The sequence below is a fragment of the Streptomyces sp. NPDC002018 genome (genome assembly GCF_042890865.1).
Lineage (GTDB): Bacteria > Actinomycetota > Actinomycetes > Streptomycetales > Streptomycetaceae > Streptomyces.
Window position 1 is genome coordinate 133,374 of sequence record NZ_JBIASO010000021.1, and the last position, 25,438, is coordinate 158,811.

The window sequence follows — 25,438 nt, forward strand, 5'->3', positions numbered from 1 at the left end:
GGTGACGGCGTGCTGTCCGGGGGGCGGGGGTCGGTCCGGTCCCGGGGCGGGGGCCGTATCGTGTCCTGGAGGATGGCCGCGACCCCGGCCGCCGCGGGTACGGACCGGTCCCGTTCCGGTGGCGGGGGGCCGGATCACGATTGATTCTGAATCAACGCGCATGAGTGCGTCGGGACCGGGTACACGCGCTCTGCACTGACCACGGAGCAGGGGAGGACGATGTGTCCACGGCGAGCACGGTCCTGACCGGAAGCACGCAGTACGTAAGCCAGCAGCACGCGGACGCGGCGGGGCTGGACCTTCCCTACGTGGAGTGCCCGGCGGACGTGGCACCCAAGGACGCCCGGGAGATCTCGAAGCTCTTCTTCACCCGGCTCACCGAGCTGGAGGAAGGCACCCACGAGCACCAGTACGTACGCAACACCCTGATCGAGCTGAACCTCGCGCTGGTGCGGTACGCGGCCACCCGGTTCCGCAACCGTGCCGACCAGATGGAGGACATCGTCCAGGTCGGCACCATCGGTCTGATCAAGGCGATCGACCGGTTCGAGCTGACCCGTGAGGTGGAGTTCGCGACCTTCGCCGTTCCGTACATCGTCGGTGAGATCAAGCGCTTCTTCCGGGACACGAGCTGGGCCGTGCATGTGCCGCGCCGCCTCCAGGAGCTGCGGATCGATCTGGCCAAGGCGACCGACGAACTGTCGCAGCGGCTGGACCACGCGCCGACCACGGCCGAACTGGCCGAGTACCTCGGTCTGGACGAGGAAGAGGTCATCGAGGGCATCGTCGCCAGCAACGGCTACACGGCCGGCTCGATCGACATGCCGACGGACGACGCGGCCGGGGCGTCGGTGCCGCTCTCCGACCGGCTCGGCGCGCCCGACTCGGGTCTGGAGACCGCGGAGAACGTCCAGGCGCTCAAGCCCCTGCTGGAGGAGCTGGACGAGCGGGAGCGGCGGATCCTTCAGATGCGCTTCGGCGACGAGATGACCCAATCGGAGATCGGCGCGGAACTGGGCGTCTCCCAGATGCATGTGTCCCGGCTGCTGTCGCGGATCACGGGCCGGCTCCGGGAAGGGCTGCTGGCGGTGGAGTGACCCGCCGAGGCGCGGCCCGGCGGCGCGGCGGCCCATGGCGCGCCCGCGGCGGTCGGCGGGGGAGTACGGCGAAAACGTCGAAACGGTGAAACGGCGAAAACGGCGAAACGCCTAAACGCCGAAAACACGGAGGGGGCGTACCGCACTCGCGGTACGCCCCCTCCGTCGTCCGTACGAGCCGAGAGAGGTCCGACGGCGCCCGGTCCGTGGACGGCCGGGGCCCGTGTTCTACTTCCGGTACGGCTCCCGCCCCGGCGGCCCCCGCCGTTCCCGACCGGTCATCGCAGAGAAGTGAACCACCAGCCGTGCGACTCAACGATCTCGACGAACGCATCGTCCACGCCCTCGCCGAGGACGCCCGCCGCTCCTACGCCGACATCGGCGCGCTCGTCGGTCTGTCCGCCCCCGCCGTGAAACGCCGCGTCGACCGGCTGCGCGCCGGGGGAGCGATCACCGGCTTCACGGTACGGGTGGACCCGGCGGCGCTGGGCTGGGAGACCGAGGGCTTCATCGAGATCTACTGCCGACGCAACACCTCGCCCGGCGCGATCCACCAGGGCCTGGAGCGGATGCCCGAGGTGGTGTCGGCGTCCACGGTCACCGGGGACGCGGACGCGATCGCCCAGGTCCTCGCGGCCGACATGCGCCACTTCGAGCAGGTGCTCGAACGGATCGCGGGTGAACCGTATGTGGAGCGCACCAAGTCGGTGCTGGTGCTGTCCCCGCTGCTGAGGCGCTACTCCTCGGGCTCACCCGGCTGAAGCGTGTCCGGCTGAGGCGTGTCCGGTCGATCTTCGCGGGCCCGGAACGCCTGGCACGGCGCCTCGTCCCGGCGAAGACGTCCCGCGGACCCGTCGAAGTCGGACGCGGGACACCCACGGGAAACCCGGCGCAACGAATCACCGGGCGGGCCGGACATCACGCAACGGATCGGTGGTCCGCGCGCAACGGTCGCGTCTTGTCCGCGCCGACGGCCGGACCGTACGGTCATTGCGTCCCCCGCACGCCCTGTGGGGACCCCCGTCCCCCATCCCTCCGCACCGTCCGAGGTCACCCATGCCGTCGCCGCGTATCGCCCTGCTCCAGAGCTCCGGCCGGCCGGGTTCCGTCGCCGGGAATCTCGCGGTGCTCGACGAGGCGGCGGGCCGGGCCGCGGACGCCGGGGCCGCACTGCTGGTCTGCCCCGAGATGTTCCTGACCGGCTACGCGATCGGCGACGACGTGCCCCGGCTGGCCGAGCCCGCCGACGGTCCGGGGGCCGGGGCCGTCGCGGAGATCGCCGTACGCCACGGGCTCGCCGTCCTGTACGGCTACCCCGAGGCCGCCGGGGACGGCGGGCGGATCTTCAACGCCGCGCAGCTCGTCGGGGCCGACGGCACACGACTCGCCAACTACCGCAAGACGCATCTCTTCGGTGATTTCGAGCAGAAGTGGTTCACGCCGGGCGAGCACCCCGTCGTCCAGGCCGAACTGGCCGGGCTGCGGCTCGGGATCATGATCTGTTACGACGTCGAGTTCCCCGAGAACGTCCGGGCGCACGCCCTCGCGGGCACCGATCTGCTGCTGGTGCCGACCGCCCTGATGCATCCGTTCCGGTTCGTCCCCGAATCCCTGGTGCCGGTCCGGGCCTTCGAGAGCCAGATGTATGTGGCGTACGCGAACAGGACCGGCCAGGAGGGGGCGTTCGAGTTCATCGGGCTGAGCTGTCTGGCCGGTCCCGACGGCGCCACCCGGGCGCGCGCGGGACACGGTGAGGAACTGGTCGTCGGCGAGGTCGACCGGGAACTCCTCCACGCCTCGCGCGAGGCCAATCCGTATCTGCGCGACCGCCGCCCCGGTCTCTACGCGTCGCTCGCCTGAGCCACGCCGCCCCGCCGCCCGGCCCGCCGTACCCGCAAGGAGCCCGTACCCCATGACGTCCACGGTGCCCACCGCCGTCCAGCACACCGACGCGCAGCCGCCGATCACCATGTTCGGGCCGGACTTCCCTTACGCGTACGACGACTTCCTCGCGCATCCCGCCGGACTGGGCCAGATACCCGCGACCGAGCACGGCGCCGAGGTCGCCGTCATCGGCGGCGGGCTCTCCGGCGTCATCGCCGCGTACGAGCTGATGAAGATGGGCCTCAAGCCCGTCGTCTACGAGGCCGACCGGATCGGCGGACGGCTGCGTACGGTCGGCTTCGAGGGATGCGATCCGGGACTCACCGCGGAGATGGGCGCCATGCGCTTCCCGCCGTCCTCCACCGCGCTCCAGCACTACATCGATCTGGTGGGACTGGAGACCCGTCCCTTCCCCAACCCGCTGGCCGCCGCGACCCCGTCGACCGTCGTCGACCTCAAGGGCGAGTCCCACTACGCGAGAACGGTCGACGACCTGCCCCAGGTCTACCGCGATGTGATGGACGCCTGGAACACCTGTCTGGAGGAGGGCGCGGACTTCTCCGGCATGAACCGCGCCCTGCGCGAACGCGATGTCCCCCGGATCCGGGAGATCTGGGCGCGGCTGGTCGAGAAGCTCGACAACCAGACCTTCTACGGCTTCCTCTGCGACTCCCCGTCCTTCCGGTCCTTCCGGCACCGGGAGATCTTCGGCCAGGTCGGGTTCGGGACCGGCGGCTGGGACACCGACTTCCCCAACTCCATTCTGGAGATCCTCCGGGTCGTCTACACCGAGGCCGACGACCACCACCGTGCGATCGTCGGCGGCAGCCAGCAGTTGCCGCTGCGCCTCTGGGAGCGCGAGCCGGTGAAGATCACCCACTGGCCCGCCGGGACGTCGCTCTCCTCGCTGCACGGCGGTGCCCCGCTGCCCGCGGTGGTACGGCTGCACCGCACGGCCGGTGACCGGATCACCGTCACCGACGCCTCGGGCCGGATCCGTACCTACCGTGCCGCCGTCTTCACCGCCCAGTCCTGGCTGCTGCTCTCCAAGATCGCCTGCGACGAGTCGCTCTTCCCGATCGACCACTGGACGGCGATGGAGCGCACCCACTACATGGAGTCCTCCAAGCTGTTCGTTCCGGTGGACCGGCCGTTCTGGCTGGACAAGGACGCGCGCACGGGGCGTGATGTGATGTCGATGACGCTCACCGACCGGATGACCCGGGGCACGTATCTGCTGGACAACGGCCCCGACAGACCCGCCGTCATTTGTCTCTCGTACACCTGGTGCGACGACAGCCTCAAATGGCTGCCGCTCTCGGCGGGGGAGCGGATGGAGGTCATGCTCAGCTCGCTGCGGGAGATCTATCCCGGGGTCGACATCCGCCGGCACATCATCGGCAGCCCGGTGACCGTGTCCTGGGAGAACGAGCCGTATTTCATGGGCGCGTTCAAGGCCAATCTGCCCGGCCACTACCGCTATCAGCGACGGCTCTTCACGCACTTCATGCAGGACCGGCTGCCCGAGGACAAGCGGGGGATCTTCCTGGCGGGCGACGACATCTCGTGGACGGCGGGGTGGGCGGAGGGCGCCGTACAGACCGCGCTCAACGCGGTGTGGGGAGTGATGCACCACTTCGGGGGCGCGACGGACGCCGGCAACCCCGGGCCGGGCGATGTGTACGACGCCATCGCGCCGGTGGAACTCCCGGAGGACTGAGCCGGCGCCTCCCCGGAGGGCCGAGGAGCCGCCGTACGGCCGGCGACCGTACGTCAGACACCCGCCGCACGGGTCGCCGCGTACACCTCTCCCGCCACATCCGCCAGCTCCGCCGCGTCACGCGTCGTGCTCTGGAGGTCCAGCAGGAACTCCGGCACACCCGTCACGGCGTGCGCCACCAGGTCCTCGACGATCTGCGCCACACTGCCCTGGAAGGGCCGGCGGTCGTCGCCCTCGTACGGCTTCTCGCTGTACTGCGCGTTGACGCGCGCGCAGACGTCGAGCGGCCGTTCGCGACCGCTCGCGGCGACGGCGTCCTGGACCGTGCGCCACTGCTCGGCGAGCTGCTCCACGCCCATGGCGACGGGCATCCAGCCGTCCGCCCGCTCCACCAGCCGACGTGTGGCGCGGGGGCTGTTCGCGGGGAGGTAGACCGGGATGGGCCGGACCGGCTTGGGGCCGACCTCGGACGGGGCGATGGTGGTCAGTTCACCCTCGTACGAGACGGGGTCGGGGCCCCAGACGGCCGCGCACACGTCCAGCAGCTCGTCCAGGACCGCGCCGCGCCTCTCGAACGGGGCGACGGAGGCGGCGGCGTACTCGTCGAGCGACCAGCCCGTACCGAGGCCCGCGACCACCCGGCCGCCGCTCGCGGCGTCCAGCGAGGCCAGCGTACGGGCGAGCTGGAACGGGATGTGCAGCGGCGCGACCAGCACACTGGTGCCCAGCCGGGCCCGCTCGGTGGCCGCCGCGGCCAGGGTGAGCGTCACCAGCGGGTCGGCGACACCGCGGTAGTGGTCGGGCCAGGGCAGGCCCGGAACGCCGTACAGCCCCTGGGTGGCGGGGTCCGGGAAGAGGACGCGCTCGAAGACCCACAGACTCTCGTATCCGGTCTCCTCCGCGGCGCGCGCGACGGCGGCCACGTCCCGGCCGAGGTCGTAGCGCTTCATCTGAGGAAGTCCGAGACCCAGTTTGACCGGCATGGGGGGCACTCCTTCGTGCGAACGATCAGGTGAACCCCACATATGCACAGGCTGGTTGACGGCTCAACCGCAGCGAGTGCGCGCTGTCTCCTTTACGTCGCAGCCGGAGCCCCTGCCTCCAGCCTCCGCAAGGGGGCCGCCGGGCCCGGGGGGAGTTCACATTGTCCGGATCACGCGCGCTCCTTCCACTCCGCGGACCGTCCGAACGGACACGGCCGGGCGTTCCCCTCCATGAATCGCGGACAGATCGCGCGCGTCATTGTCAGGACCCGCGGCTGCCCCTACGCTCGCACGGTCTCGTTCATGAATCACGTTCACATATTTGATGGGAGCGCTCGATGAGCGGAACCCCCCGAAGGCGGCTGGGCGCTCTGATCGCCGCCGCGGTCACCCTCGCCGCCGTGCTCGTTCCGACCGCGTCCTCCGCGGCGCCGTCCTCGGCCGGCCGCCAGGGCCGGGCGACGCCCGCGACCGTGGTGATCGACGGCGAGCGCATGCGACAGGCCCGGCTCCGTCTCGACCGCGGTGATCCCGCCCTCCGTGCGGCGGTCACGTCCCTGACCCGGCGCGCGGACTCCTGGCTCGCCCAGGGGCCCTGGACCGTCACGGACAAACCGCGACCGGCCCCCAGCGGCGACCCGCACGACTATCTGAGCCAGGCCCCCTACTGGTGGCCCTCCCAGCCGAAGACTGCGGAGAACCCCTGGGGCTGCCCGTATGTCCAGCGCGACGGCGAGCGCAATCCGGAGGTCGACACCGGCACCGACCGACCCGACATCGGCAAGGTCTTCAACTCCACCACGACCCTCAGCCTGGCCTGGTACTACACCGGCAGGAGGGCGTACGCGGAACACGCCGCCGAGATCCTGCGCACCTGGTTCGTCACCCCCGCGACCAGGATGAACCCGAATCTGAACCACGGTCAGTTCATCCCGTGCCTGTACGACGGCCGGGCCATCGGCATCATCGACTTCTCCCAGCAGTACACCAGCGTCCTCGACGCCCTGGCCATCCTCGACACCGGAGCCCCGGGCTGGACCAGGAGCGACCGCGACGGAATGCGCGCCTGGAACGAGGACTTCCTCGACTGGCTGGTCGACTCCCCCTTCGGCAAGCAGGAGTCGGCCGCCCGGAACAACCACGGCACCTTCATGGACATGCTGGTCGCCGGCCTCGCGCTCGCCACCGGGGACCGGGACCTCGCGCGCACGCTCGTCCGTGACTCCCGTACGAAGCGGATCGACCCGCAGATCGCGGCGGACGGCAGCCAGCCCCAGGAACTCGCCCGCACACGGAGCTGGCACTACTCGACCTTCGACCTGGTCGCCTACACGCGCCTCGCCGCGATCGGACGGCAGGTCGGGGTGGACCTCTGGTCCTACCGAGGGCCGCAGGGGCAGAGCCTGTTCAAGGCCGTGGACTACCTCCTGCCCGCGGCGACCGGGGCGGCTCCCTGGCCCCACCCCGAGCTGGAGTTCCACCGCTACGCGGCGAGCGACGTCGTCCACGCGGCGGCGGACGCGGGCGACGCGAAGGCCCGCGCGGCGGTCCCGCACCTCCAGGCCCCACCGGACGGCGACATCTGGCCCCTGCGCCCGGCCGCGGAACAACTGGACTCGATAGCTGGGTGATCCGGCAGCCGAACGGGACCCGTCGGCCCGCAGTCGGAGTGCGGCGGAGGGGGTCGGGGTCGTAGGAGGTGCGTGTTCGGACACTAAAGCGTGATGTGTGCCGCACACGGGCCCGCACCCGACAACCGGCCCGCACGCGGCGTAAATCATGCCGTCCGGACATGTACCTCCGGAGGCCCCGGCACCCGGCACCACCCACCCACCGCACCCCCACCACGGCCCCCCGCCGGAGGCGCACCGCACCGCACCGCACCCCCACCCACCACGGCCCCCCGCCGGGAGGCGCACCGCCGGGAGGCGCTACGCGCCCGGGTCCGCCGTCGCCGCGCTCGGGCGCGCGGCCTCCGCCGGGCGCCGGTCCCCCGTACGCAGCACCCCCGCGCCCACCACCAGCCCACAGGCCAGCAGCGTCACCAGCCCGAACGACACCACCAGCGAGGTCGCGTCGGCGACCGCCCCGATCGCGGAGGGCGCGATCAGGCCCGAGGTGTAGGTGATGGTGGCGACACCCGCGATGGCCTGGCTCGGATTCGGCCCCGCGCGGCCGGCCGCGGCGAAGGCGAGCGGTACGACCACCGCCACGCCGAGGCCCAGCAGCGCGAAGCCGCCCATGGCGACCGCCGGCCGGGGCGACGCGACCACCAGCAGACCGCCCGCCACGGCCAGCACCCCACCCGTCCGCACGGTCCGCACCGCGCCGAAGCGGTCGATCACCTTGTCGCCCGCGAGCCGTGCGATCGCCATGGTCAGGGCGAACGCCGTGGTGGACGCCGCCGCGAGACCGGGCGAGGTGTCCAGCACATCGCGCAGATAGACCGCCGACCAGTCCATGCTGGCGCCCTCCGCGAAGACCGCGCAGAACCCGATCGCCCCGATGACCAGCGCGGACTTCGGCGGCAGCGCGAACCGCGGCGGCGGTTCCTCGTCGGGCGCGCTGCGCAGGTCCAGAACGCCCTGGCAGAAGACCAGGCCCAGGACCGTGAGCACGCCCGCGGCGAGGAGATGGTGCAGCCGCGCGTCGGTGCCGAGATGCGCGGCGAGGGTGCCGGCGGCCGAACCGATCAGCGCACCCGTGCTCCACATGCCGTGCAGACCGGACATGATCGACTTGTCGAGACGGTTCTCGATCTCCACCCCGAGGGCGTTCATCGCCACGTCCGACATGCCCGCGGTCGCGCCGAAGAGGAACAGCGCGGCGCACAGGGTGACCAGATTGGGCGCGAGGGCCGGCAGGATCAGCGCCAGGGTCCACAGGGCGAGCAGTCCGCGCAGCGCCGTGCGCGCCCCGAAGCGATGGCTGACCGTACCGGCCAGGGGCATCGCGAGCGAGGCGCCGATCGCGGGAAAGGCGAGCGCGAGTCCGAGCTGCCCCGCGCTGACCCCGGCGTGGTCCTGGATCCAGGGGATACGGGTGGCGAAGCTGCCGGTGACCGCTCCGTGCACACAGAAGACGGCGGCGACGGCGAACCGGGCGCGCCGCAAGCTCCTTTTGTCGTAGACCACTTCAGCCGACATCCTGTCCTGCCCTCTCTGTGGGGCGCCCTCCTGTGACGCACCGCGGACGCACCCTTCCGTGGTGCCGGAGTAAACTATCAGGAACCCTGCCTGATAAATAAAGAATTTAGGGCCCCCAGCGATCTGGAAGGATTCCGGCATGGCCGCATCCCCGAGCACCGCACGGGCCATCAACGACCGGCTCGCCCTGCGACTGCTCCAGCAGGAGGGCCCGTTGACGGCAGGACAGCTCAAGACGCTGACCGGACTCTCCCGCCCCACCGTCGCCGATCTGGTGGAACGGCTCCAGGGCTCGGGGCTCGTCGAGGTCGTCGGGGAGACCGGCGACCGGCGACGCGGCCCCAACGCCCGGCTGTACGGGATCGTCGCCGACCGCGCACATCTCGCGGCCCTCGACGTGCGGACGCACAGCGTCTCCGTCGTCGTCGCCGATCTGCTCGGCGCGACCCTCGCCGAGGCCGTCCTGCCCATCGGCAGCGACACGGCCACCGAGGCCGCCGTCGAGCGGGCGGCGGCGCTGCTGGAGCGTACGGCCGAGGAGGCCGGCGCGGTACGGCTGCACAGCGTGGGCATCGGCGCCCCCGGTCTGGTCGACCCGGTCACCGGCGAACTCCGTGACACCACCGGACTGCCCGCCTGGCACCGAAGACTCGTCGCCGCCCTCCAGGAGCGGCTGCCCGCCACCGTCCTGGTGGAGAACGAGACCAATCTCGCCGCGCTCGCGGAACAGCGCCTTGGCGCGGCGCGCGGCCAGGACACCTTCGTCCTGCTCTGGCTCGGCCATGGCGTGGGCGCGGCGGTCGTACTCGACGGCAAGCTCCGCAGGGGCGCCTCGGGCGGTGCGGGCGAGATCGGCTTCCTGCCCGTGCCCGGCACCTCTCGGCTGCCCTCGGCGCTCGGCTGCGAAGGCGGCTTCCATACGCTCGTGGGCTCGGCGGCCATCGGTGAACTCGCCGGGGAGTACGGCATCTCGGCGGTCGCCGCGCCGCAGGAACCGCCCGCCGCGGCCCTCGTGCGCGCCGCCGTCGAGACGGCGGACGCGGCGGGGGAGCGGGACGCGCCCACGCCGGGGAGCAAGGCCGCCGACGCGTTTCTCGGGGTGCTGGCCGACCGGCTGGCCATCGGCGCGGCGGCGGTCGGCGCGGTGCTGGACCCGGGCCGGATCGTCCTGGCGGGTGAGGTCGGCCACGCGGGTGGCGCGGGCCTGGCGGCCCGGGTCGAGGAGCGGCTGGCGGCGATGTCCCCGCTGCGTACGGAGGTCAGGGCCGGGACCCTCGGCGGCACGGCGGTGCTGCGCGGGGCCCTGCTGACGGCACGGGACGCGGCCCAGGACGACCTCTTCGCCCCCGAGCCGAGCTGACCGGCCGAGCGCGGGCCGCCGAGCCGGAGCGGCCGGGCAGGAGCAGCGGGCCGGACCCGACGGGCATGAGCGGCCTGGCGGCCGAGCTGGACCGGCCGAGCGTGGGCGGCCGGACACGGGCGGCCGGGCCGAGGGCCGGTCTCCCGCTCCGGTCGCACCATCCGCCGGACGGAACGACGCGCGCCCGGCCGTCCGCCCAGGGCCGGGGTCCGGGTCCGGGTCCGGGTCCGTTGGGATCCTGCATACGCCCGGGATGTGAGACAGCGCGCCTCCTGTGATCCAGCCCACAGACATCCCCCGGATGGCCGACGATCAGGCGTGGCACACTGGTCGGGTACCAGAAGCAGCGCACTCCGGGGTCGGTGTAATTCCGAACCGGCGGTTATAGTCCGCGACCCGTCCGCAGCCAGCGGCCGGTTGACCAGGTGAGATTCCTGGACCGACGGTGAAAGTCCGGATGGGAGGCAGTGCGCGGCGGGCCGTCATCGGTACGCCGCCGTCGGCGGATCGTCCTCGGACGATCCGGATTGTCGGCCTCGGCGTTCCCCTGTGCGTTCCCGCTTCTCTGTCGTCATCGACAGGCCCCGGAGTCCGTGCCCCCAGAGGCAGGAGGACCCGGTGGCCATCGAAGCCGAGCCAGTGACCGACACCGACGCCATGCGTCGGGCCATCGCGCTGGCCGCTCGCGGACTCGGTTCCACCAGCCCCAATCCGGTCGTCGGATGCCTGATCCTCGATGCCGCGGGACAGCCCGTGGGCGAGGGCTTCCACCGCCGCGCGGGCGGACCCCACGCCGAGATCCACGCCCTGCGCGCCGCCGGTGAGCGGGCCCGCGGCGGCACGGCGTACGTCACGCTCGAACCCTGCGACCACACCGGCCGCACCGGCCCCTGCTCGCGGGCGCTCGTCGAGGCCGGTGTCGCCCGGGTCAGTTACGCGGTCGCCGATCCCAACCCGCGGGCCACCGGCGGGGCGGACACCCTGCGCGCGGCCGGGATCACGGTCGAGCAGGGGCTGCTCGCCGAGGAGGCCGAGGAGGGCAACACCGCCTGGCTCACCTCCGTACGCCGGGGCCGGCCCCATGTCCTGTGGAAGTACGCGGCCACACTCGACGGCCGGATCGCCGCCGCCGACTCCACCAGCCGGTGGATCACCTCCGCCGAGGCCCGTACCGATGTCCACCGGCTGCGCGCAGAGGCCGACGCGGTCGTGGTCGGCTCGGGCACCGCGCGCACCGACGATCCCCATCTCGCGGTGCGGGGTGTCGAGGGCGCCGTCCAGCCGCTGCGGGTCGTGGTCGACACGCAGGGCACCGCCGTACGCCCCGGCGCCCGGATCCTGGACGGCGCCGCGCCCACCCTGATCGCCGTCGCCGAGGACGCCGAGCTCACCGGCTCGGACCATCTTCCCGAGGTCGTACGGCTGCCGCGCGGCGCACGCGGGCTGGACGTCCCCGCCCTGCTCGCGGCCCTGTACGCACGCGGCGTCCGCTCCGTGCTGCTCGAAGGCGGGCCGGTCCTGGCCGGTTCCTTCGTCGCCGCCGGAGCCGTCGACAAGGTCGTCGGCTATCTCGCCCCCGTGCTCCTCGGGGCCGGCCCCGCCGCCCTCGCCGGCGCCGGAATCACCACCCTCACCGAGGCGTTGCGACTCCGGATGACGGAGTCCGTACGGATCGGCCCCGATCTGCGGATCACCGCGGTGCCCGCGCCCGTGCCGGCCGCGGCCCCCGGGGCCGTGCCCGCGCCCGTGTCCACCACACCCGCTGTCCCGGGCACCACCACCACGAAGGAGCGTTGAGTGTTCACCGGAATCGTCGAAGAACTGGGTGAGGTCACTGCCGTCGAGAACCTCGGCGACTCCTCACGCTTCCGCCTCCGCGGCCCCGTCGTCACCGAGAACGCCAAGCACGGCGACTCGATCGCCGTCAACGGAGTCTGTCTCACGGTCGTGGACCTCGGCGACGGCGAGTTCACCGCGGATGTGATGGCCGAGACCCTCGACCGTTCCAGCCTCGGGGCCCTGGAGACCGGCTCCCGCGTCAATCTGGAGCGTCCCATGGCGGTCGGCGGCCGGCTCGGCGGCCATATCGTCCAGGGGCATGTGGACGGCACCGGCACCATCGTCGAGCGCAAGCCCTCCGAGCACTGGGAGATCGTCAAGATCTCCCTGCCCGCCCCGCTGACCCGCTATGTGGTCGAGAAGGGCTCCATCACCGTCGACGGTGTCAGCCTCACGGTCGTGGACGCCGGACCCGACTACTTCACCATCAGCCTCATCCCCACCACCCTCGCGCTGACCACCCTCGGCATCAAGGCACCCGGCGACCCGGTCAACCTCGAGGTCGACGTCATCGCGAAGTACGTCGAGCGGCTGCTCGGCGCCGGATCCGAGGAGTCCGTCCAGTGAGCGCACTGTCCTGGCTGAACGGTGAGGCCTTCACGGCCTTCGGTCAGCACATCCTGTGGTCCGACATGATCGGCAACACCATCGGACTGGCCGCGCTCGCGCTCGGCTGGCGGCGCTCGATCTGGACCTGGCCCGCCCAGTTGTTCTCCGGTGTCATCCTCGTCGGCGCCTATGCCTCGGCGCAGCTCAGCGGGGGCGTCGGCAAGCAGCTCCTGGTCATCGGGGTCGCCCTGTGGGGCTGGCGCCAGTGGCAGCGCGGTACGCGGCAGGCCCAGGACGGCTCGATCGCCGTGCGGTTCGCGACCGGGCGCGAGCGCGCCGTGCTCCTCGCCGGTACGGCGCTGGGCACCCTCGCCGTGGGCGGGCTGTTCGCCGCCGTCCCCGAACTGTCCTGGAACCCCTGGCCCGACGCGTACATCTTCGTCGGCACCCTCGCCGCGATGGTCGCCCAGGCGCGTGGCCTCGTCGAGTTCTGGTTCGCCTGGCTGCTCGTCGACATCGTCGGTGTACCGCTCGCGTTCAGCAGCGGACTGGCCTTCTCCGGCTTCGTCTACGTGATCTACCTCGTCCTCGTTCTGTGGGGAATGCGTGACTGGTGGCTGCGCTCCCGCGCCGGCGCCCCGTCCCTGGAAGGAGCAGCAGCATGACGTCCCGCCCGTCCGCCGTCACCGCCCTCAACGAGGCACCTCACGCCGCCCCCGCCCCCGCGCCCGTCCCGTGGTACTCCACGGACAACGCCGCAGGGGATCTCTCCCTCGACCCGGTGGAGCAGGCCGTCCGCGACATCGCGGCCGGCCGTCCCGTCGTGGTCGTGGACGACGAGGACCGCGAGAACGAGGGCGACCTCGTCATCGCCGCCGAGAAGGCCACCCCCGAGATAGTCGCCTTCATGATGAGCGAGTGCCGCGGACTGATCTGCGCCCCGATGGAGGGCGCCGAACTGGACCGGCTCGAACTCCCGCAGATGGTCCAGCACAACACCGAGTCGATGCGCACCGCCTTCACGGTCTCCGTGGACGCGGCGCCCGCCCACGGCGTCACCACCGGGATCTCCGCCGCCGACCGGGCCGCCACGCTCCAGTTGCTCGCCGCGGGCGACGCCGGGCCCGGCGACTTCGTCCGGCCGGGCCATGTCTTCCCGCTGCGCGCCAAGCCCGGCGGGGTGCTCGTACGGAACGGCCACACCGAGGCGGCCGTGGACCTGGCCCAGCTCGCGGGGCTGCGCCCGGCCGGCGCGATCGTGGAGATCGCCGGTGAGGACGGGGTGATGCTGCGGCTGCCCGAACTGATCCCGTTCGCGCGCAAACACGGTCTGACGATCATCTCGATCGAGGATCTGATCGCCTACCGCCGCGCCTCCGAGCCCACCGTCCGGCGCGAGGCCGAGGTCCGGCTGCCCACGGCCTCCGGCGAGTTCACCGCGTACGGCTACCGCTCCACCCTCGACGGCGTCGAGCATGTCGCCCTCGTGCACGGGGACATCGGGGACGGCGAGGACGTGCTCGTCCGGGTCCACTCCGAGTGCCTCACCGGCGACATCTTCGCGTCGCTGCGCTGCGACTGCGGCCCCCAGCTCCAGGCCTCCATGGAACGGGTCACCGAGGCCGGGCGCGGCGTCGTCGTCTATCTCCGCGGCCACGAGGGCCGGGGCATCGGGCTGCTCTCCAAGCTGCGCGCGTACGAACTCCAGGAGCGCGGCCACGACACCCTCGACGCCAATCTGGAACTCGGTCTGCCCGCCGACGCCCGTGACTACGCGGCGGGCGCGCGGATCCTCGACGACCTCGGTGTGCACAGCCTGCGGCTGATGACCAACAACCCCGACAAGACCGCCGCGCTCGTCCGGTACGGGCTCCGGGTCACCGGCCGTGAGCCGATGCCCGTCCAGGCGGGCGAGCACAACCTCCGCTATCTGCGCACCAAGCGCGACCGGATGGGGCACGACCTGCCCTGGCTCGACGCCGCCGTCGGCGCGTCCGCCTGCGGCAACCAGTAGGACCGTACGACCGGCTAGGACCGTACGACCAGCTAGGACCGTACGACCGGCCGGAACCACGGCCGGAGCACGGGCGACCACGAGAACCAGAACAGCTTCGAGGAGAGACGTGAGCGGCAAGGGCGCACCCGAACTGAGTGTGAAGAACTGCGGAGACCTCCGGGTCGCCGTGATCGCGGCACTGTGGCACGAGAAGATCATGGACGGCCTCGTCGACGGCGCCCTGCGCGCCCTCGGGGAGCTCGGCATCGACGAGCCGACCCTGCTGCGCGTCCCCGGCAGCTTTGAGCTGCCGGTCGTCGCCAAGGTGCTCGCCGGACGCGGTTACGACGCGGTCGTCGCCCTCGGCGTCGTCATCCGGGGCGGCACCCCCCACTTCGACTATGTGTGCCAGGGCGTCACCCAGGGCCTCACCCAGGTCTCCGTCGACACCGGGGTGCCGATCGGCTTCGGCGTACTGACCTGTGACACCGAGGAGCAGGCTCTCGACCGGGCCGGACTGGAGGGCTCGCACGAGGACAAGGGCCATGAGGCGGTCACCGCCGCCGTCGCCACCGCGGCCACCCTGCGCACCGTCGCGGAGCCCTGGCGCTGACCCCCTCCCGTGGCCGCGTAAAGTGAGTTCCACCATGTCCAAGAAGACGTTCGAGGAGCTCTTCGCCGAGCTTCAGCAGAAGGCCGCCAACGGCGACCCCGCGACCTCCCGTACCGCCGAGCTGGTGGACAAGGGCGTCCATGCCATCGGCAAGAAGGTCGTCGAGGAGGCGGCCGAGGTGTGGATGGCCGCCGAGTACGAGGGCAAGGAAGCCGCCGCCGAGGAGATCTCACAGCTCCTCTACCACGTCCAGGTGATGATGGTCGCGCGCGGAATCTCCCTCGACGACGTCTACGCCCATCTCTGAGCCGGTGCCTCCGGGCACCGGCTCCGCCGTCGGCCGCGCCGGCACGTCCCCGTACAACCACCCCTCGCACAAAGGAATCCGTTCTCATGCTGCGCATCGCCGTCCCCAACAAGGGTTCACTGTCCGGACCTGCGTCGGCGATGCTCCATGAGGCCGGATACCAGCAGCGCAAGGAGTCCAAGGAACTCGTCCTGGTCGACCCGGACAACGAGGTGGAGTTCTTCTACCTCCGCCCCCGTGACATCGCGATCTATGTGAGCTCCGGCCGGCTCGACATCGGCATCACCGGCCGTGATCTGCTGCTGGACTCCGGCGCCAACGCGGAAGAGATCCTTCCGCTCGGCTTCGCGCGGTCCACCTTCCGGTACGCCACCAAGGCGGGCACGGCCGGCGGGGTCGAGGACTTCGACGGTATGACCGTCGCCACCTCCTACGAGGGCATCGTCGCCAAGCACCTCGCGGACAACGGCGTGGACGCCTCCGTCGTGCACCTCGACGGCGCGGTCGAGACCGCCATCGAGCTGGGGGTCGCCCAGGTCATCGCCGATGTGGTGGAGACCGGCACCTCGCTGCGGAACGCGGGCCTCGAAGTGATCGGCGAGCCGATCATGACGTCCGAGGCCGTCGTCATCCGGCGCACCGGCGCGGGCGCGAACGAGCCCAAGGTCCAGCAGTTCCTGCGCCGGCTCCAGGGCGTGCTCGTCGCCCGTACGTACGTGATGATGGACTACGACTGCCGCGCCGAGCACCTGGAGCGCGCCGTCGCCCTCACCCCGGGCCTGGAGTCGCCGACCGTCTCCCCGCTGCACAACGAGGGCTGGGTCGCCGTCCGCGCGATGGTCCCGGCCAGGGAGGCGCAGCGGATCATGGACGATCTGTACGAACTGGGCGCCCGAGCCATTCTGACCACGGCGATCCACGCCTGCCGCCTCTGACGCCCCTCCGCCGCCACCCCGGGAAGACCCAGAACCGATGCCCGCCCCCCAGCCCGATCCGTCCGATCCCGTCGACACCCCCGACGCCCCGCGGCCGGACGGTGCGCCCTCCACCCCCTCCGGGGAGGCGGAGCCCGTCCTTCCGGTCACCTTCCGGCCGACCAGGACCCGGATCGTCCTGCTGACCGTGGGGGCGGTCATGTTCTCCGTCATCACGGCCGTCGCCCTGGTGCTGGAGAAGCTCGGCACGGGGGAGCGGGCCAGCTTCATCCTCACGGCCCTGCTCTTCCTCGGGGTCCTCGTGGTGCTCAGCCGTCCCAAGGTCGTCGCCGACGCCGGCGGAGTGACCGTGGTCAATCTCACCCGCACCCGGCGGCTGGAGTGGGCCGAGATCCTCCGGGTCAATCTGCGGCCCGGCGACCCCTGGGTCTTCCTCGACCTGAGCGACGGCAGCAGCCTGCCCGTGCTGGGCATTCAGCCCGGAATCGCCAAGGCGCAGGCCATCCGCGACGCGCGCGCCCTGCGCGCGCTGACCGAGTCGCACGGCACCGGCACGGAGAAGAACTGACCCCGCCCGGCGGCGCCCGCCCCTCGACGGGCGCGCCACAGCCCCGTACGGCACTGCCCTGTCGCGCCCTCTCTTGATTACTCTGGTGGCGGAGGCGCCGAGTGCGCCCCCGCCCCGCATCCGACGGCCGCGACGGCCCGTGGGGCCACCTGCGACCCGAGGAGTGACTCCCTCCAGCAATGGACGGATCGTCCGGTAGTACCTGCGCCGCCCCCTTCGACGAGGCGGCGGCATGACCATCCCCCTTCTGCTGCTCGCCGCAGCGTTCCTTCTGATCCTCGCCAACGGCTTCTTCGTGGCCGCCGAGTTCGGCCTGGTCACCGTGGACCGACCGGACGCCGAGCGTGCCGCCGCCGGCGGCGACCGCCGCGCCCGCGCCGTCGTCAGATCCCTGCGGGAGCTGTCCTTCCAGCTCTCCGGCACCCAGCTCGGCATCACCATCACCTCACTGGTCGTCGGCATGCTCGCCGAGCCCGCGCTCGCGGGGCTGCTCGACGGACCGCTCTCCGCGACCGGACTGCCCGAGGGGGCCGTCTCCGGGGTCGCGGTGGTGATCGGGATGCTGCTCGCCTCCGCCGTCCAGATGGTGATCGGCGAACTCGTACCGAAGAACTGGGCGGTCTCCCGGCCGCTCCAGGTCGCCCGGTTCGTGGCGGGCCCGCAGTATCTCTTCGCCACCGTGTTCCGGCCGGTGATCTCCCTGCTCAACACCGTCGCCAACCGGCTGGTCCGGATGCTGGGCGTGGAACCGACCGATGAACTCGCCTCGGCCCGCACCCCCGGCGAACTGGTCTCCCTGGCCCGCCACTCCGCCCGTGCGGGCACCCTCGAACAGGACACGGCGGACCTGTTCGTACGGACCCTCTCGCTGGGACGGCTCACGGCGCAGCACGTCATGACCCCCCGGGTGAAGGTGAGCGCCCTCCAGGCCGACGCCACCGCGGCGGACGTCCTCAATCTCACCCGGGCCACCGGTCTCTCCCGCTTCCCGGTCTACCGGGAGCGCATCGACGAGATCGTCGGCATGGTCCATCTCAAGGACGCGCTCGCCGTGCCCGTACGGGAGCGGCTGCGCACCCCGGCCGGACGGATCGCCGTACCGGCCCTGCTGGTGCCCGAGTCCCTGCCCGTGCAGCAGCTCCTGGAGCGGCTGCGCAGCGAGCAGCCGATAGCCGTCGTGGTCGACGAGTACGGCGGTACGGCCGGGGTCGTCACGCTGGAGGACATCATCGAGGAGCTGGTCGGCGAAGTGCGCGACGAGCATGACGCGGAGGGCGACGGCCGGCCGGAACTGGCCCCCGTCACGGCCGAGGACGGCCGCCCGGCCTGGGACGCCGACGGCAGCGCCCGGGTCCCCGCCCTGCGGCGGATCGGGCTGGAGGTGCCCGACGGCCCCTACGAGACCCTGGCCGGCCTGGTCGCCGACCTGCTGGGACGTATCCCGGCCCCCGGCGACAAGGCGGAGCTGCCCGGCTGGCGGCTGTCCGTGCGCCAGGTGGACCGCTACCGGGCCGAGCGGGTCCGGCTGGTGCGCACGGCCGGCGCCCCGCAGGGCGCCGCGGCGGACGCCCCGCCGACGGCGACGGCCGACATACCGGCCGGTGCCCCCGCGCTCGCGGAGGGCGTCCGATGAGCGCTCTGCAACTGGTCTTCGCCCTGGTACTGGTCCTGGCGAACGGCTTCTTCGTCGGCGCGGAGTTCGCCCTCGTCTCCGTACGCCGCAGCCAGATCGAGCCGCATGCCGCGCGCGGCTCGGCCCGCGCCCGGCAGGTGCTGCACGGGCTGGAGAATCTGCCGCAGATGATGGCCGCCGCCCAGTTCGGCATCACCGTCTGCTCCCTGACCCTCGGCGCGGTCGCCGAACCGACGGTCGCCCGGCTGCTGGAACCCCTCTTCCACCTGGCCCATGTGCCCGAGGGGCTGATCCATCCGCTGGGCTATGTGATCGCCCTCGCGCTGGTCGTCTCGCTGCATCTCGTCATCGGCGAGATGGTGCCCAAGAACCTCGCCATGGCGGCCCCGGAGAAGACCGCGCTCTGGTTCAGCCCCGGCCTGGTCGGCTTCGCCCGGCTCTGCCGCCCGGTGACCGCCGGGCTCGGCGCCTGCGCCCGGCTGGTGCTGCGGGCCTTCCACGTTGAGCCCAAGGACGAGGTGGAGGCCGTCTTCACCAGCGAACAGCTCAACCGGCTGGTCGAGGACTCGGGCCAGGCGGGCCTGCTGGAGCCGGAGGCCCAGGAGCGTCTGGAGGACGCGCTGGAGCTGGGCAGCCGCCCCGTCACCGACGTCCTGCTCCCGCACGCCTCCCTGGTGACGGTGACCCCGGCGGTCACCCCGCGCCAGATCGAGGAGCTGACCGTACGCACCGGCTACTCGCGCTTCCCGGTCTGCGCGGAGAGCGGCGGGGTCTTCATGGGCTATCTGCATGTGAAGGACGTCCTCGACCTGGAGGCGGGGGAGCGGGCCGTACCGCAGCATGTGTGGCGGCCGATGGCGACGCTGCGGGCGGAACTCCCCCTGGACGACGCCCTCACCGTGATGCGCCGCGCGGCGACGCATCTCGCCCAGGTCGCGGACGCGTCGGGACGGGTGCTGGGCCTGGTGGCGCTGGAGGACGTGCTGGAGAAACTGGTCGGCGAGGTACGGGACCCGTCCCACCGCGAGCGCGTCCCGAAGGCGCCCCTGGTGGGAGAACAACGAGCGGACCAGCCGCCCCAGGTCCTGACCCACTGAGAGCCGTGGGCACATCCGGGACGGCATGCAGTGCCGTCCCGGGGTGCACCCGCGTACCCCGCCGCGAGGCCGCGTCCCGCACCACGGCCTCCCGCCGGGAGGCGCACCGCCGGGCGCTACGGCGCGGCCGGGTCCTGGGGGCCCCGGTCGGCCGGGCCCCGGCCCGAGAGCACCTCGCCGTACGCCTGCATCAGATCCGCCAGCCGCAGCGTGGCCAGATCGTCCCGGGTGGGCGTGCCGCTGTAGCCGGAGAGCCGCAGATCGCGGTACGCGCAGCTCTTCTCGTACAGCGTGCGCACGAAGCGCCCGTTGCCCAGCTCGTCGATCCACCCCTGGTCCACCACATGGCCGCTGATCGACAGCAGCTCGTCCACGGACTCCTCGTCCCAGATGTCGCCGTTCTCCGCGGCCAGCACCCGCCCGATGGCGGTCAGTTCCAGCGGCCGGTAGCTGGGGAAGTCGACGCGGCTGGTGAAGCGGGACGAGAGCCCCGGATTGGTGGCGAGCAGCCGGTCCATGCCCTCCGGATAGCCCGCCAGGATGACCACGAGATGGTCGCGGTTGTCCTCGGCGCGCTTGAGCAGGACCTGAAGCGCCTCGTCTCCGTACGCGTCGCCCTTGGTGTACCCGGAGTTGGAGAGGCTGTACGCCTCGTCCACGAAGAGCACCCCGCCGATCGCGGAGTCGATCAGCTCGTTCGCCTTGACCGCGGTCTGCCCCAGGAACTCGCCGACCAGATCCGCCCGCTGGGCCTCGACGAGATGATCGCCGCCGAGCAGCCCGAGCGCGTAGAAGATCCGCCCCAGAATGCGCGCGACGGTCGTCTTGCCGGTGCCGGAGGGGCCGGAGAAGACAAAGTGACGTTTCGGCGGCTGGACGGGCAGCCCCTGGCCGGCCCGGAGCCGGGCCATGTTGAGCTGCGCGGAGATCGCCTTGACCTGGCGCTTCACCGGCTCCAGCCCGACCATCCGCTCCAGCTCCGCCAGCGCCTCGGCGAGCAGCGCCGGATCGGTCGGGCCCTCGGGGAACCTCGGCTGGGCCGGCTGCGCGGGCGGTGACGGCACCTTCTCCCGTACGTCGTCGCGCGCGGGTCCCCCGCTCCCGCCGCCCTTCTGGGGCTGGGGATCCCGCCCGAGGAGTACGTCCGAGCCGGCCGGCCCCTCGCTCTCGCCCTGCGCGTCCGTCGCGTCCGCCGTGTCCTGACCGAGGCCCGCCAGCGCCACCGAGGCCAGCCCCACCGGGTCCTCGGGCCCTTCGTATCCGTCGAAGTCGGTGATCGCGGCCAGCCGGGCCGCGGTGTCCATGAACGCGGGATCGAGCCGGTGCACGGCCCGGTAGAGGGGTAAGGCCGCCGCGCTGCGCCCGGTGCCCTCATGGGCGCGCGCCAGCCAGTACCGCAGCTCCTTGCGCTGGGGCTGCTCGCTGCGGCAGCGCATCAGCGCGGTGGACAGCAGCGGCAGGGCCTGCCCGTACATCTCCAGCCGGACCCTGGCCATCCCGCCGAAGAGGCCCGCCTCTATACCCAGCAGCGGATCGTTGACGAGCGGCTCGGTGTGGCGCACCAGCTGGTCCCAGTCCTTGACCAGATAGGCGCGGCAGGCGTGCAGGAACCGCACCTGCGGATCGGCGTCCACGGGCGGCAGCCCGGCGAGGGCCCGGTCCAGCTCCGGTACGTGCCGGCCGTCCAGCCAGTGCGAGGCGTGGGCGAGCAGCAGATCGCGCCCGTTCTCCAGCACGGGCTGCACCCACCAGCCGAGCCAGTACCAGGAGTTGAGGGTGCGGCGGTGGCGGGCACGCTGTTCGCCGAAGCGGTCGCGGTGGCGGTACATGTGCAGCAGCGCGGCCGTGGTGTCCACGCGCAGCGCGTGCAGCCCGAGCCAGCCGTCGGCCATCCCGGGATCGAGGCGTACGGCGGTCCTGAACTCCTCCTCCGCCTGGGGGTAGGCCCCCATCGTGTACGCCTCCACACCGCGCACCCAGGCGAGATCGGCAGGGGCTCCGGTGCCGCCCTGCGTGCCGATGTCCATCAGGCCCCCCACAACAAACCGTGCCCCCGGATTGTCCCGCCGGGCGGGCGCCCGTCGGCAGCGTGCTGAACCACCCTCTGGCGGACGGGAATTGACCGTACCGAGAGGCATCGTACCTGCGCAGAGGGTGTGCGACTAAGGGCACCACTCAGAGGCCACAGTGGTGACCCAGGGTGAGCGGGCGGGGGCCCGGCGGAGGTGGACGACCTCCGGAAACCGGCGAAGAGGGCAGAACGAAGCCCCCGATCACGGGGGAACAACCGGGGGCTTCGCGTCCGCGGCGGCTCCGAAAAGCCGCACATTGAGAACGTAAGACCTGTCCGGTCCCTCGGTCAAGCGGAGTTGGGCACTCGGCCCGAGCCGAATTCCGACTGCTCAGTATGGAGGCCGAAAGTGATCACCCTGGGTGATGGTCTGGTCGTGCATCGCGGTCGAAACGGGCCCCGGGAGCATCACGTACCCCTCCGGCACCTCCCGTACCAGGGTGTCCGCGAAGGGCCGGGAGGGGTCCGAGGAGAAATGGCGAGTCTCCGCCGTTGTCCAGCCGTCCCAGAAGGCGGACTGCTCCGGTCCGTCGCGCCGGCGGCCCCGTTCCCAGGAGGCCTCGGCGTCCCGGTCCATCCAGAGCAGCCGGGCCAGATACGGCCGCAGCGCCCGGCGCCCGGCCCCCACGCCCTCGATCAGCACCACGGGAGCGGCGGGCAGCTCGCGCGGCTCGTCGAAGCGCCGCAGGGTCCAGTCGTATGCCTCGTAGTGCGCGGTCGCGCCCCGCGTGAGCGGTTCGACGATCCGCCGCGCCACGCGCTCCGTCCACGCGAACAGCTCCTCGTGGGAGGCGAGATCGTCGAGACGCAGAACGGGCGCGCCGCCGAGCGCCGCCGCGAGCCGTGTCGCGAAGGTGCTCTTGCCGGAGCCCGCGTGGCCGTCGACCGCGATCAGCCGGACGGGCCCGCAGGACGGCGGCAGAGCGCGCAGAGCGGCTGCGGCCCCGGTCAGGTCGTTCATCCGCCCACCCTACGAGGTCCCAGGTCACGCCACTGGTGGGAGACCAATATTGATGGGGCGACGCGAGGCGAATCGCTGGCAGAAGCCCACCACGAACCGCGATAGTGGCGACTGCCGGGCAGCCGTCCTGTTTCTCCGTCCCTTTCCGTTGCCCTATCCGTTGCCCTTTCCGTTGCCCCTCCCGTTCCCCCGCAGCGCACCGCCCTCGACCGGAGGTCCCGTGACCAGTTCCACCTCGCGCCGAACCGTGCTCGCCGCCGCTCTCGCCGCCGCCGGCGCCGGGGCGGTGTCCGCCGTCCCGGCGGCAGCCGCCGTCTCCCCGGCCCCGACCGCCCCCGACCGCGCCAGGCCTCTCGTGGACAACGCCCACTGGACCTCGTACACCGACTGGCGCTCCGGCGAGCACCGCGGCACCCGCGCCGTGCCCGGCGCCAGGCCCGCGCTGGTGATCGGCGCCCCGGCCGGCCGCACCGACTACGCCGACCCGCACACCGGGCTGACCACCACCTGGGAGTACGCGACCTGGACCTCGCCCGTCCACCGCTCGCGGGTCCCCGCCACCGAGGTGATCGCCTCCTGGAACGCCACGGCCCCCGCCGGGACCTGGCTCCAGATCGAGCTGGGCGGCCGGTACTCCGACGGCACCGACACCCCCTGGTTCGTGATGGGCCGCTGGACGGCGGGGGACGGCGAGACCGACATCCGGCGCACCTCCGTGGACGACCAGGGCGACGGGCGCAGCAGCATCTGGACCGACACCTTCTCGGTGGACGACCCGGCGAGCGGGCTGCGGCTGGACTCGTACCGGCTGCGGCTCACCCTCTACCGCACCCCCGGCAGCCGGCTCACCCCCGTGGTCCACCGGGCCGGGGCGATGGCCTCGGACATCCCCGACCGGTTCACCGTCCCCGCCTCGGTCCCTGGGCTCGCGCGTGAGCTGGCGGTGCCGCGCTACTCGCAGAACATCCACACCGGGCAGTACCCCGAGTACGACAACGGCGGCGAGGCCTGGTGCAGCCCCACCTCCTCGCAGATGATCATCGAGTACTGGGGACGCCGGCCCACGGCCGAGGACCTCGCCTGGGTGAACCCGGAGTACGCCGACCCCCAGGTCTGCCACGCCGCCCGCTTCACCTACGACTACCAGTACGAGGGGTGCGGCAACTGGCCCTTCAACGCGGCGTACGCGGCCACCTACCCGGACATGAGTTCGGCCGTCACCCGGCTCGGCTCGCTCACGGACGTGGAGACCCTCGTCCGTGCGGGGATCCCCGTGATCACCTCGCAGTCCTTCCTGGAGAAGGAGCTGACGGGGGCCGGCTACGGCACCTCGGGCCATCTCATGACCGTGATCGGCTTCACGGCCGACGGCGATGTGATCGCCAACGACCCCGCCTCGCCGAGCAATCCCGCCGTACGCCGGATCTACCGGCGCGCGGAATGGGAGACGATCTGGCTCCGCACCAAGCGGTACAACGCCTCCGGCAATGTGGCGTCCGGCACCGGCGGTGTCTGTTACGTCTACTGGCCCGCCGCGCCGTCCGCGGCGCAGCGGCGCGCTCTGCGGGCGGTGGGCCTGCTCTGACGGGCCCAGGAACGACCGGGCCCGGGGGCGCCGGCCTGACGCTTCGCCCCCGGACCACCCGGAGCGGGCCGTTGCGCACACTCCACGGGCGGTTGTGGACACCCCGCGGGGCGTTGTGGTCCCTCTGCGATACTGCGGGAATTCTTGTGGGAATCCCGAGGCAGCCGGAGACCAGGACGCGAATGTGAACCGTAGTCAACAGCGTGGCGCCTCCGCACGATCACAGGTGCGGCGCTCCGAACTCATCGCGACGGGGAGGAAGCTGTTCGCCAACACCTCGTACGACGCGCTGTCGATGGACGACATCGCCCGGCACGCCGGGGTCGCCAAGGGCCTGATCTACTACTACTTCAAGAACAAGCGCGGCTACTACCTCGCCATCGTCGAGGACTCGGTGGCCGAACTGGTCACCCTCGCCGCCGCCGGCGGATCCGAACTGCCGCGTACGGAACGGGTCCAGCGCACGGTCGAGGCGTATCTGCGGTTCGCCCAGCAGAACGAGTCCGCCTACCGCACGATCATCACCGGTGGCGTCGGCTTCGACACCCAGGTCCAGGCCATCCGTGACGCCGTACGGACCGGGCTGGTCTCCACGATCGCCGAGGGCGCCTACGGCAGGCGGGACATCCCGGCGATCGCCCGGCTCGCGCTGCTCGGCTGGCTCTCCAGCGTCGAGTGGCTGACGCTGGAGTGGCTGGGCCACCAGGAACTGACGCTGGAGATCCCGCGCGACCTGCTGGTCCGCATGCTGCGCCACACCCTCAACACGATCGAGGAGTTCGCGCCGGAGTGCCCCGCGCCCCCGCCGGACCTCACCTGGCGCCCGTTCACCGGGGTGGAGCAGCGGTCGGACGTCCCGGGGACATGACGCCGGGGACGGGGGCCGATGAGGCACCCCGCCCCCGACGGGCTCTTCGCTTCCGCCCTGACGGACACCCGACGGAACCCGGACAGGCCCCCGACGGAACCTGGACAGGACCGGACAGGACCGGAACAGGCCCTAGGACTTGTCCGGCCGATCATGTTCGGAGCCAGATGGTGAGGGCTGCCGCTGTTGCGGTGCCGAGGAAGATGTAGCCGCGCTTGTCGTATCG

At 72.0% G+C, this 25,438-nt stretch carries 22 protein-coding genes and 1 riboswitch; of the genes, 18 read left to right on the top strand and 4 right to left on the bottom strand.

What is annotated here, in order from left to right; all coding sequences use genetic code 11:
* Positions 1 to 221 precede the first annotated feature (221 nt).
* The 4 genes from ACFYYH_RS28630 to ACFYYH_RS28645 all read left to right on the top strand — a co-directional run bounded on the left by ACFYYH_RS28630 (position 222) and on the right by ACFYYH_RS28645 (position 4,701).
* Complete coding sequence (locus tag ACFYYH_RS28630; RefSeq protein WP_388556817.1) at positions 222 to 1,097, top strand: RNA polymerase sigma factor SigF; 876 nt, start codon at positions 222 to 224, stop codon at positions 1,095 to 1,097.
* Positions 1,098 to 1,402: 305 nt separating this feature from the next.
* Positions 1,403 to 1,858: an Lrp/AsnC family transcriptional regulator gene (locus ACFYYH_RS28635; RefSeq protein WP_388556818.1), complete on the top strand. Its 456-nt coding sequence runs from the start codon at positions 1,403 to 1,405 to the stop codon at positions 1,856 to 1,858.
* A gap of 295 nt (positions 1,859 to 2,153) precedes the next feature.
* The gene (locus ACFYYH_RS28640) at positions 2,154 to 2,957 is read left to right on the top strand and encodes a carbon-nitrogen hydrolase family protein (RefSeq protein WP_388556820.1); all 804 of its coding nucleotides are present in this window, start codon (positions 2,154 to 2,156) and stop codon (positions 2,955 to 2,957) included.
* A gap of 52 nt (positions 2,958 to 3,009) precedes the next feature.
* Positions 3,010 to 4,701 (top strand): flavin monoamine oxidase family protein, encoded by a 1,692-nt coding sequence (locus ACFYYH_RS28645; protein WP_388556823.1) that lies wholly within the window; start codon positions 3,010 to 3,012, stop codon positions 4,699 to 4,701.
* Between the two features lie 53 nt (positions 4,702 to 4,754).
* Here ACFYYH_RS28645 and ACFYYH_RS28650 read toward each other — a convergent pair whose 3' ends face one another.
* Entirely contained in the window at positions 4,755 to 5,684 is a 930-nt protein-coding gene (locus ACFYYH_RS28650) for an LLM class F420-dependent oxidoreductase (protein ID WP_388556826.1), read from the bottom strand.
* Positions 5,685 to 6,022: 338 nt separating this feature from the next.
* Between ACFYYH_RS28650 and ACFYYH_RS28655 the strand changes: the two genes are divergently transcribed.
* The gene (locus ACFYYH_RS28655) at positions 6,023 to 7,315 is read left to right on the top strand and encodes an alginate lyase family protein (protein WP_388556829.1); all 1,293 of its coding nucleotides are present in this window, start codon (positions 6,023 to 6,025) and stop codon (positions 7,313 to 7,315) included.
* Positions 7,316 to 7,615: 300 nt separating this feature from the next.
* On the opposite strand, the gene ACFYYH_RS28660 is transcribed toward ACFYYH_RS28655, so the two are convergent.
* Positions 7,616 to 8,830 carry an MFS transporter gene (locus tag ACFYYH_RS28660; RefSeq protein WP_388556832.1) on the bottom strand — a complete coding sequence of 405 codons (1,215 nt, stop codon included), beginning with the start codon at positions 8,828 to 8,830 and terminating at the stop codon, positions 7,616 to 7,618.
* A gap of 139 nt (positions 8,831 to 8,969) precedes the next feature.
* Here ACFYYH_RS28660 and ACFYYH_RS28665 point away from each other — a divergent pair, with 139 nt between their 5' ends.
* From ACFYYH_RS28665 to ACFYYH_RS28715, 11 genes are all read left to right on the top strand, one after another.
* A complete protein-coding gene (locus tag ACFYYH_RS28665; protein ID WP_388556835.1) occupies positions 8,970 to 10,190 on the top strand; it encodes an ROK family transcriptional regulator in 1,221 nt (406 codons plus the stop codon).
* 344 nt (positions 10,191 to 10,534) lie between these two features.
* A riboswitch (FMN riboswitch) is annotated at positions 10,535 to 10,665 on the top strand.
* Positions 10,666 to 10,847: 182 nt separating this feature from the next.
* Positions 10,848 to 11,987: a bifunctional diaminohydroxyphosphoribosylaminopyrimidine deaminase/5-amino-6-(5-phosphoribosylamino)uracil reductase RibD gene (ribD, locus tag ACFYYH_RS28670; RefSeq protein ID WP_388556887.1), complete on the top strand. Its 1,140-nt coding sequence runs from the start codon at positions 10,848 to 10,850 to the stop codon at positions 11,985 to 11,987.
* The gene (locus tag ACFYYH_RS28675) at positions 11,988 to 12,596 is read left to right on the top strand and encodes a riboflavin synthase (protein WP_388556838.1); all 609 of its coding nucleotides are present in this window, start codon (positions 11,988 to 11,990) and stop codon (positions 12,594 to 12,596) included.
* Entirely contained in the window at positions 12,593 to 13,243 is a 651-nt protein-coding gene (locus tag ACFYYH_RS28680) for a nicotinamide riboside transporter PnuC (protein ID WP_388556840.1), read from the top strand. Before ACFYYH_RS28675 ends, ACFYYH_RS28680 begins: the two co-directional genes overlap by 4 nt.
* On the top strand, positions 13,240 to 14,592 hold the full coding sequence (locus tag ACFYYH_RS28685) for a bifunctional 3,4-dihydroxy-2-butanone-4-phosphate synthase/GTP cyclohydrolase II (RefSeq protein ID WP_388556843.1): 1,353 nt from the start codon (positions 13,240 to 13,242) through the stop codon (positions 14,590 to 14,592). Before ACFYYH_RS28680 ends, ACFYYH_RS28685 begins: the two co-directional genes overlap by 4 nt.
* Positions 14,593 to 14,701: 109 nt before the next feature.
* Positions 14,702 to 15,187, top strand: coding sequence for a 6,7-dimethyl-8-ribityllumazine synthase (gene ribH, locus ACFYYH_RS28690; RefSeq protein ID WP_388556846.1), 486 nt, complete (start codon positions 14,702 to 14,704; stop codon positions 15,185 to 15,187).
* Positions 15,188 to 15,221: 34 nt separating this feature from the next.
* A complete protein-coding gene (locus ACFYYH_RS28695) occupies positions 15,222 to 15,494 on the top strand; it encodes a phosphoribosyl-ATP diphosphatase (RefSeq protein WP_018850137.1) in 273 nt (90 codons plus the stop codon).
* A gap of 86 nt (positions 15,495 to 15,580) precedes the next feature.
* Complete coding sequence (gene hisG / locus ACFYYH_RS28700; RefSeq protein WP_388556849.1) at positions 15,581 to 16,429, top strand: ATP phosphoribosyltransferase; 849 nt, start codon at positions 15,581 to 15,583, stop codon at positions 16,427 to 16,429.
* Between the two features lie 37 nt (positions 16,430 to 16,466).
* On the top strand, positions 16,467 to 16,997 hold the full coding sequence (locus ACFYYH_RS28705; RefSeq protein ID WP_388556852.1) for a PH domain-containing protein: 531 nt from the start codon (positions 16,467 to 16,469) through the stop codon (positions 16,995 to 16,997).
* Positions 16,998 to 17,229: 232 nt separating this feature from the next.
* Positions 17,230 to 18,630 (top strand): hemolysin family protein, encoded by a 1,401-nt coding sequence (locus tag ACFYYH_RS28710; protein ID WP_388556855.1) that lies wholly within the window; start codon positions 17,230 to 17,232, stop codon positions 18,628 to 18,630.
* Positions 18,627 to 19,727 (top strand): hemolysin family protein, encoded by a 1,101-nt coding sequence (locus tag ACFYYH_RS28715; RefSeq protein WP_388556858.1) that lies wholly within the window; start codon positions 18,627 to 18,629, stop codon positions 19,725 to 19,727. The genes ACFYYH_RS28710 and ACFYYH_RS28715 overlap by 4 nt, the downstream gene beginning before the upstream one ends.
* 116 nt (positions 19,728 to 19,843) lie before the next feature.
* Here the strand turns inward: ACFYYH_RS28715 and ACFYYH_RS28720 are convergent, their stop codons facing one another.
* Together ACFYYH_RS28720 and ACFYYH_RS28725 are read right to left on the bottom strand one after the other, a co-directional pair.
* Positions 19,844 to 21,754 carry an AAA family ATPase gene (locus ACFYYH_RS28720; RefSeq protein ID WP_388556861.1) on the bottom strand — a complete coding sequence of 637 codons (1,911 nt, stop codon included), beginning with the start codon at positions 21,752 to 21,754 and terminating at the stop codon, positions 19,844 to 19,846.
* Between the two features lie 375 nt (positions 21,755 to 22,129).
* Complete coding sequence (locus ACFYYH_RS28725) at positions 22,130 to 22,759, bottom strand: uridine kinase (protein ID WP_388556864.1); 630 nt, start codon at positions 22,757 to 22,759, stop codon at positions 22,130 to 22,132.
* Positions 22,760 to 22,979: 220 nt separating this feature from the next.
* Between ACFYYH_RS28725 and ACFYYH_RS28730 the strand changes: the two genes are divergently transcribed.
* Positions 22,980 to 24,344 carry a peptidase C39 family protein gene (locus ACFYYH_RS28730; RefSeq protein ID WP_388556867.1) on the top strand — a complete coding sequence of 455 codons (1,365 nt, stop codon included), beginning with the start codon at positions 22,980 to 22,982 and terminating at the stop codon, positions 24,342 to 24,344.
* Positions 24,345 to 24,528: 184 nt separating this feature from the next.
* Positions 24,529 to 25,212, top strand: coding sequence for a TetR/AcrR family transcriptional regulator (locus tag ACFYYH_RS28735; RefSeq protein ID WP_388556870.1), 684 nt, complete (start codon positions 24,529 to 24,531; stop codon positions 25,210 to 25,212).
* Positions 25,213 to 25,438 lie beyond the last annotated feature (226 nt).

What these genes read in the sequence shown, in the direction of transcription:
- ACFYYH_RS28695 (WP_018850137.1), top strand. Translation starts at nt 15,222, where the DNA reads ATGTCCAAGAAGACGTTCGAGGAGCTCTTCGCCGAGCTTCAGCAGAAG.
- ribD (WP_388556887.1), top strand. Translation starts at nt 10,848, where the DNA reads ATGCGTCGGGCCATCGCGCTGGCCGCTCGCGGACTCGGTTCCACCAGC.
- ACFYYH_RS28720 (WP_388556861.1), bottom strand. Translation starts at nt 21,754, where the DNA reads ATGGACATCGGCACGCAGGGCGGCACCGGAGCCCCTGCCGATCTCGCC.
- ACFYYH_RS28660 (WP_388556832.1), bottom strand. Translation starts at nt 8,830, where the DNA reads ATGTCGGCTGAAGTGGTCTACGACAAAAGGAGCTTGCGGCGCGCCCGG.
- ACFYYH_RS28715 (WP_388556858.1), top strand. Translation starts at nt 18,627, where the DNA reads ATGAGCGCTCTGCAACTGGTCTTCGCCCTGGTACTGGTCCTGGCGAAC.
- ACFYYH_RS28655 (WP_388556829.1), top strand. Translation starts at nt 6,023, where the DNA reads ATGAGCGGAACCCCCCGAAGGCGGCTGGGCGCTCTGATCGCCGCCGCG.
- ACFYYH_RS28685 (WP_388556843.1), top strand. Translation starts at nt 13,240, where the DNA reads ATGACGTCCCGCCCGTCCGCCGTCACCGCCCTCAACGAGGCACCTCAC.
- ACFYYH_RS28710 (WP_388556855.1), top strand. Translation starts at nt 17,230, where the DNA reads ATGACCATCCCCCTTCTGCTGCTCGCCGCAGCGTTCCTTCTGATCCTC.
- ACFYYH_RS28705 (WP_388556852.1), top strand. Translation starts at nt 16,467, where the DNA reads ATGCCCGCCCCCCAGCCCGATCCGTCCGATCCCGTCGACACCCCCGAC.
- ACFYYH_RS28650 (WP_388556826.1), bottom strand. Translation starts at nt 5,684, where the DNA reads ATGCCGGTCAAACTGGGTCTCGGACTTCCTCAGATGAAGCGCTACGAC.
- ACFYYH_RS28640 (WP_388556820.1), top strand. Translation starts at nt 2,154, where the DNA reads ATGCCGTCGCCGCGTATCGCCCTGCTCCAGAGCTCCGGCCGGCCGGGT.
- hisG (WP_388556849.1), top strand. Translation starts at nt 15,581, where the DNA reads ATGCTGCGCATCGCCGTCCCCAACAAGGGTTCACTGTCCGGACCTGCG.
- ACFYYH_RS28645 (WP_388556823.1), top strand. Translation starts at nt 3,010, where the DNA reads ATGACGTCCACGGTGCCCACCGCCGTCCAGCACACCGACGCGCAGCCG.
- ACFYYH_RS28665 (WP_388556835.1), top strand. Translation starts at nt 8,970, where the DNA reads ATGGCCGCATCCCCGAGCACCGCACGGGCCATCAACGACCGGCTCGCC.
- ACFYYH_RS28725 (WP_388556864.1), bottom strand. Translation starts at nt 22,759, where the DNA reads ATGAACGACCTGACCGGGGCCGCAGCCGCTCTGCGCGCTCTGCCGCCG.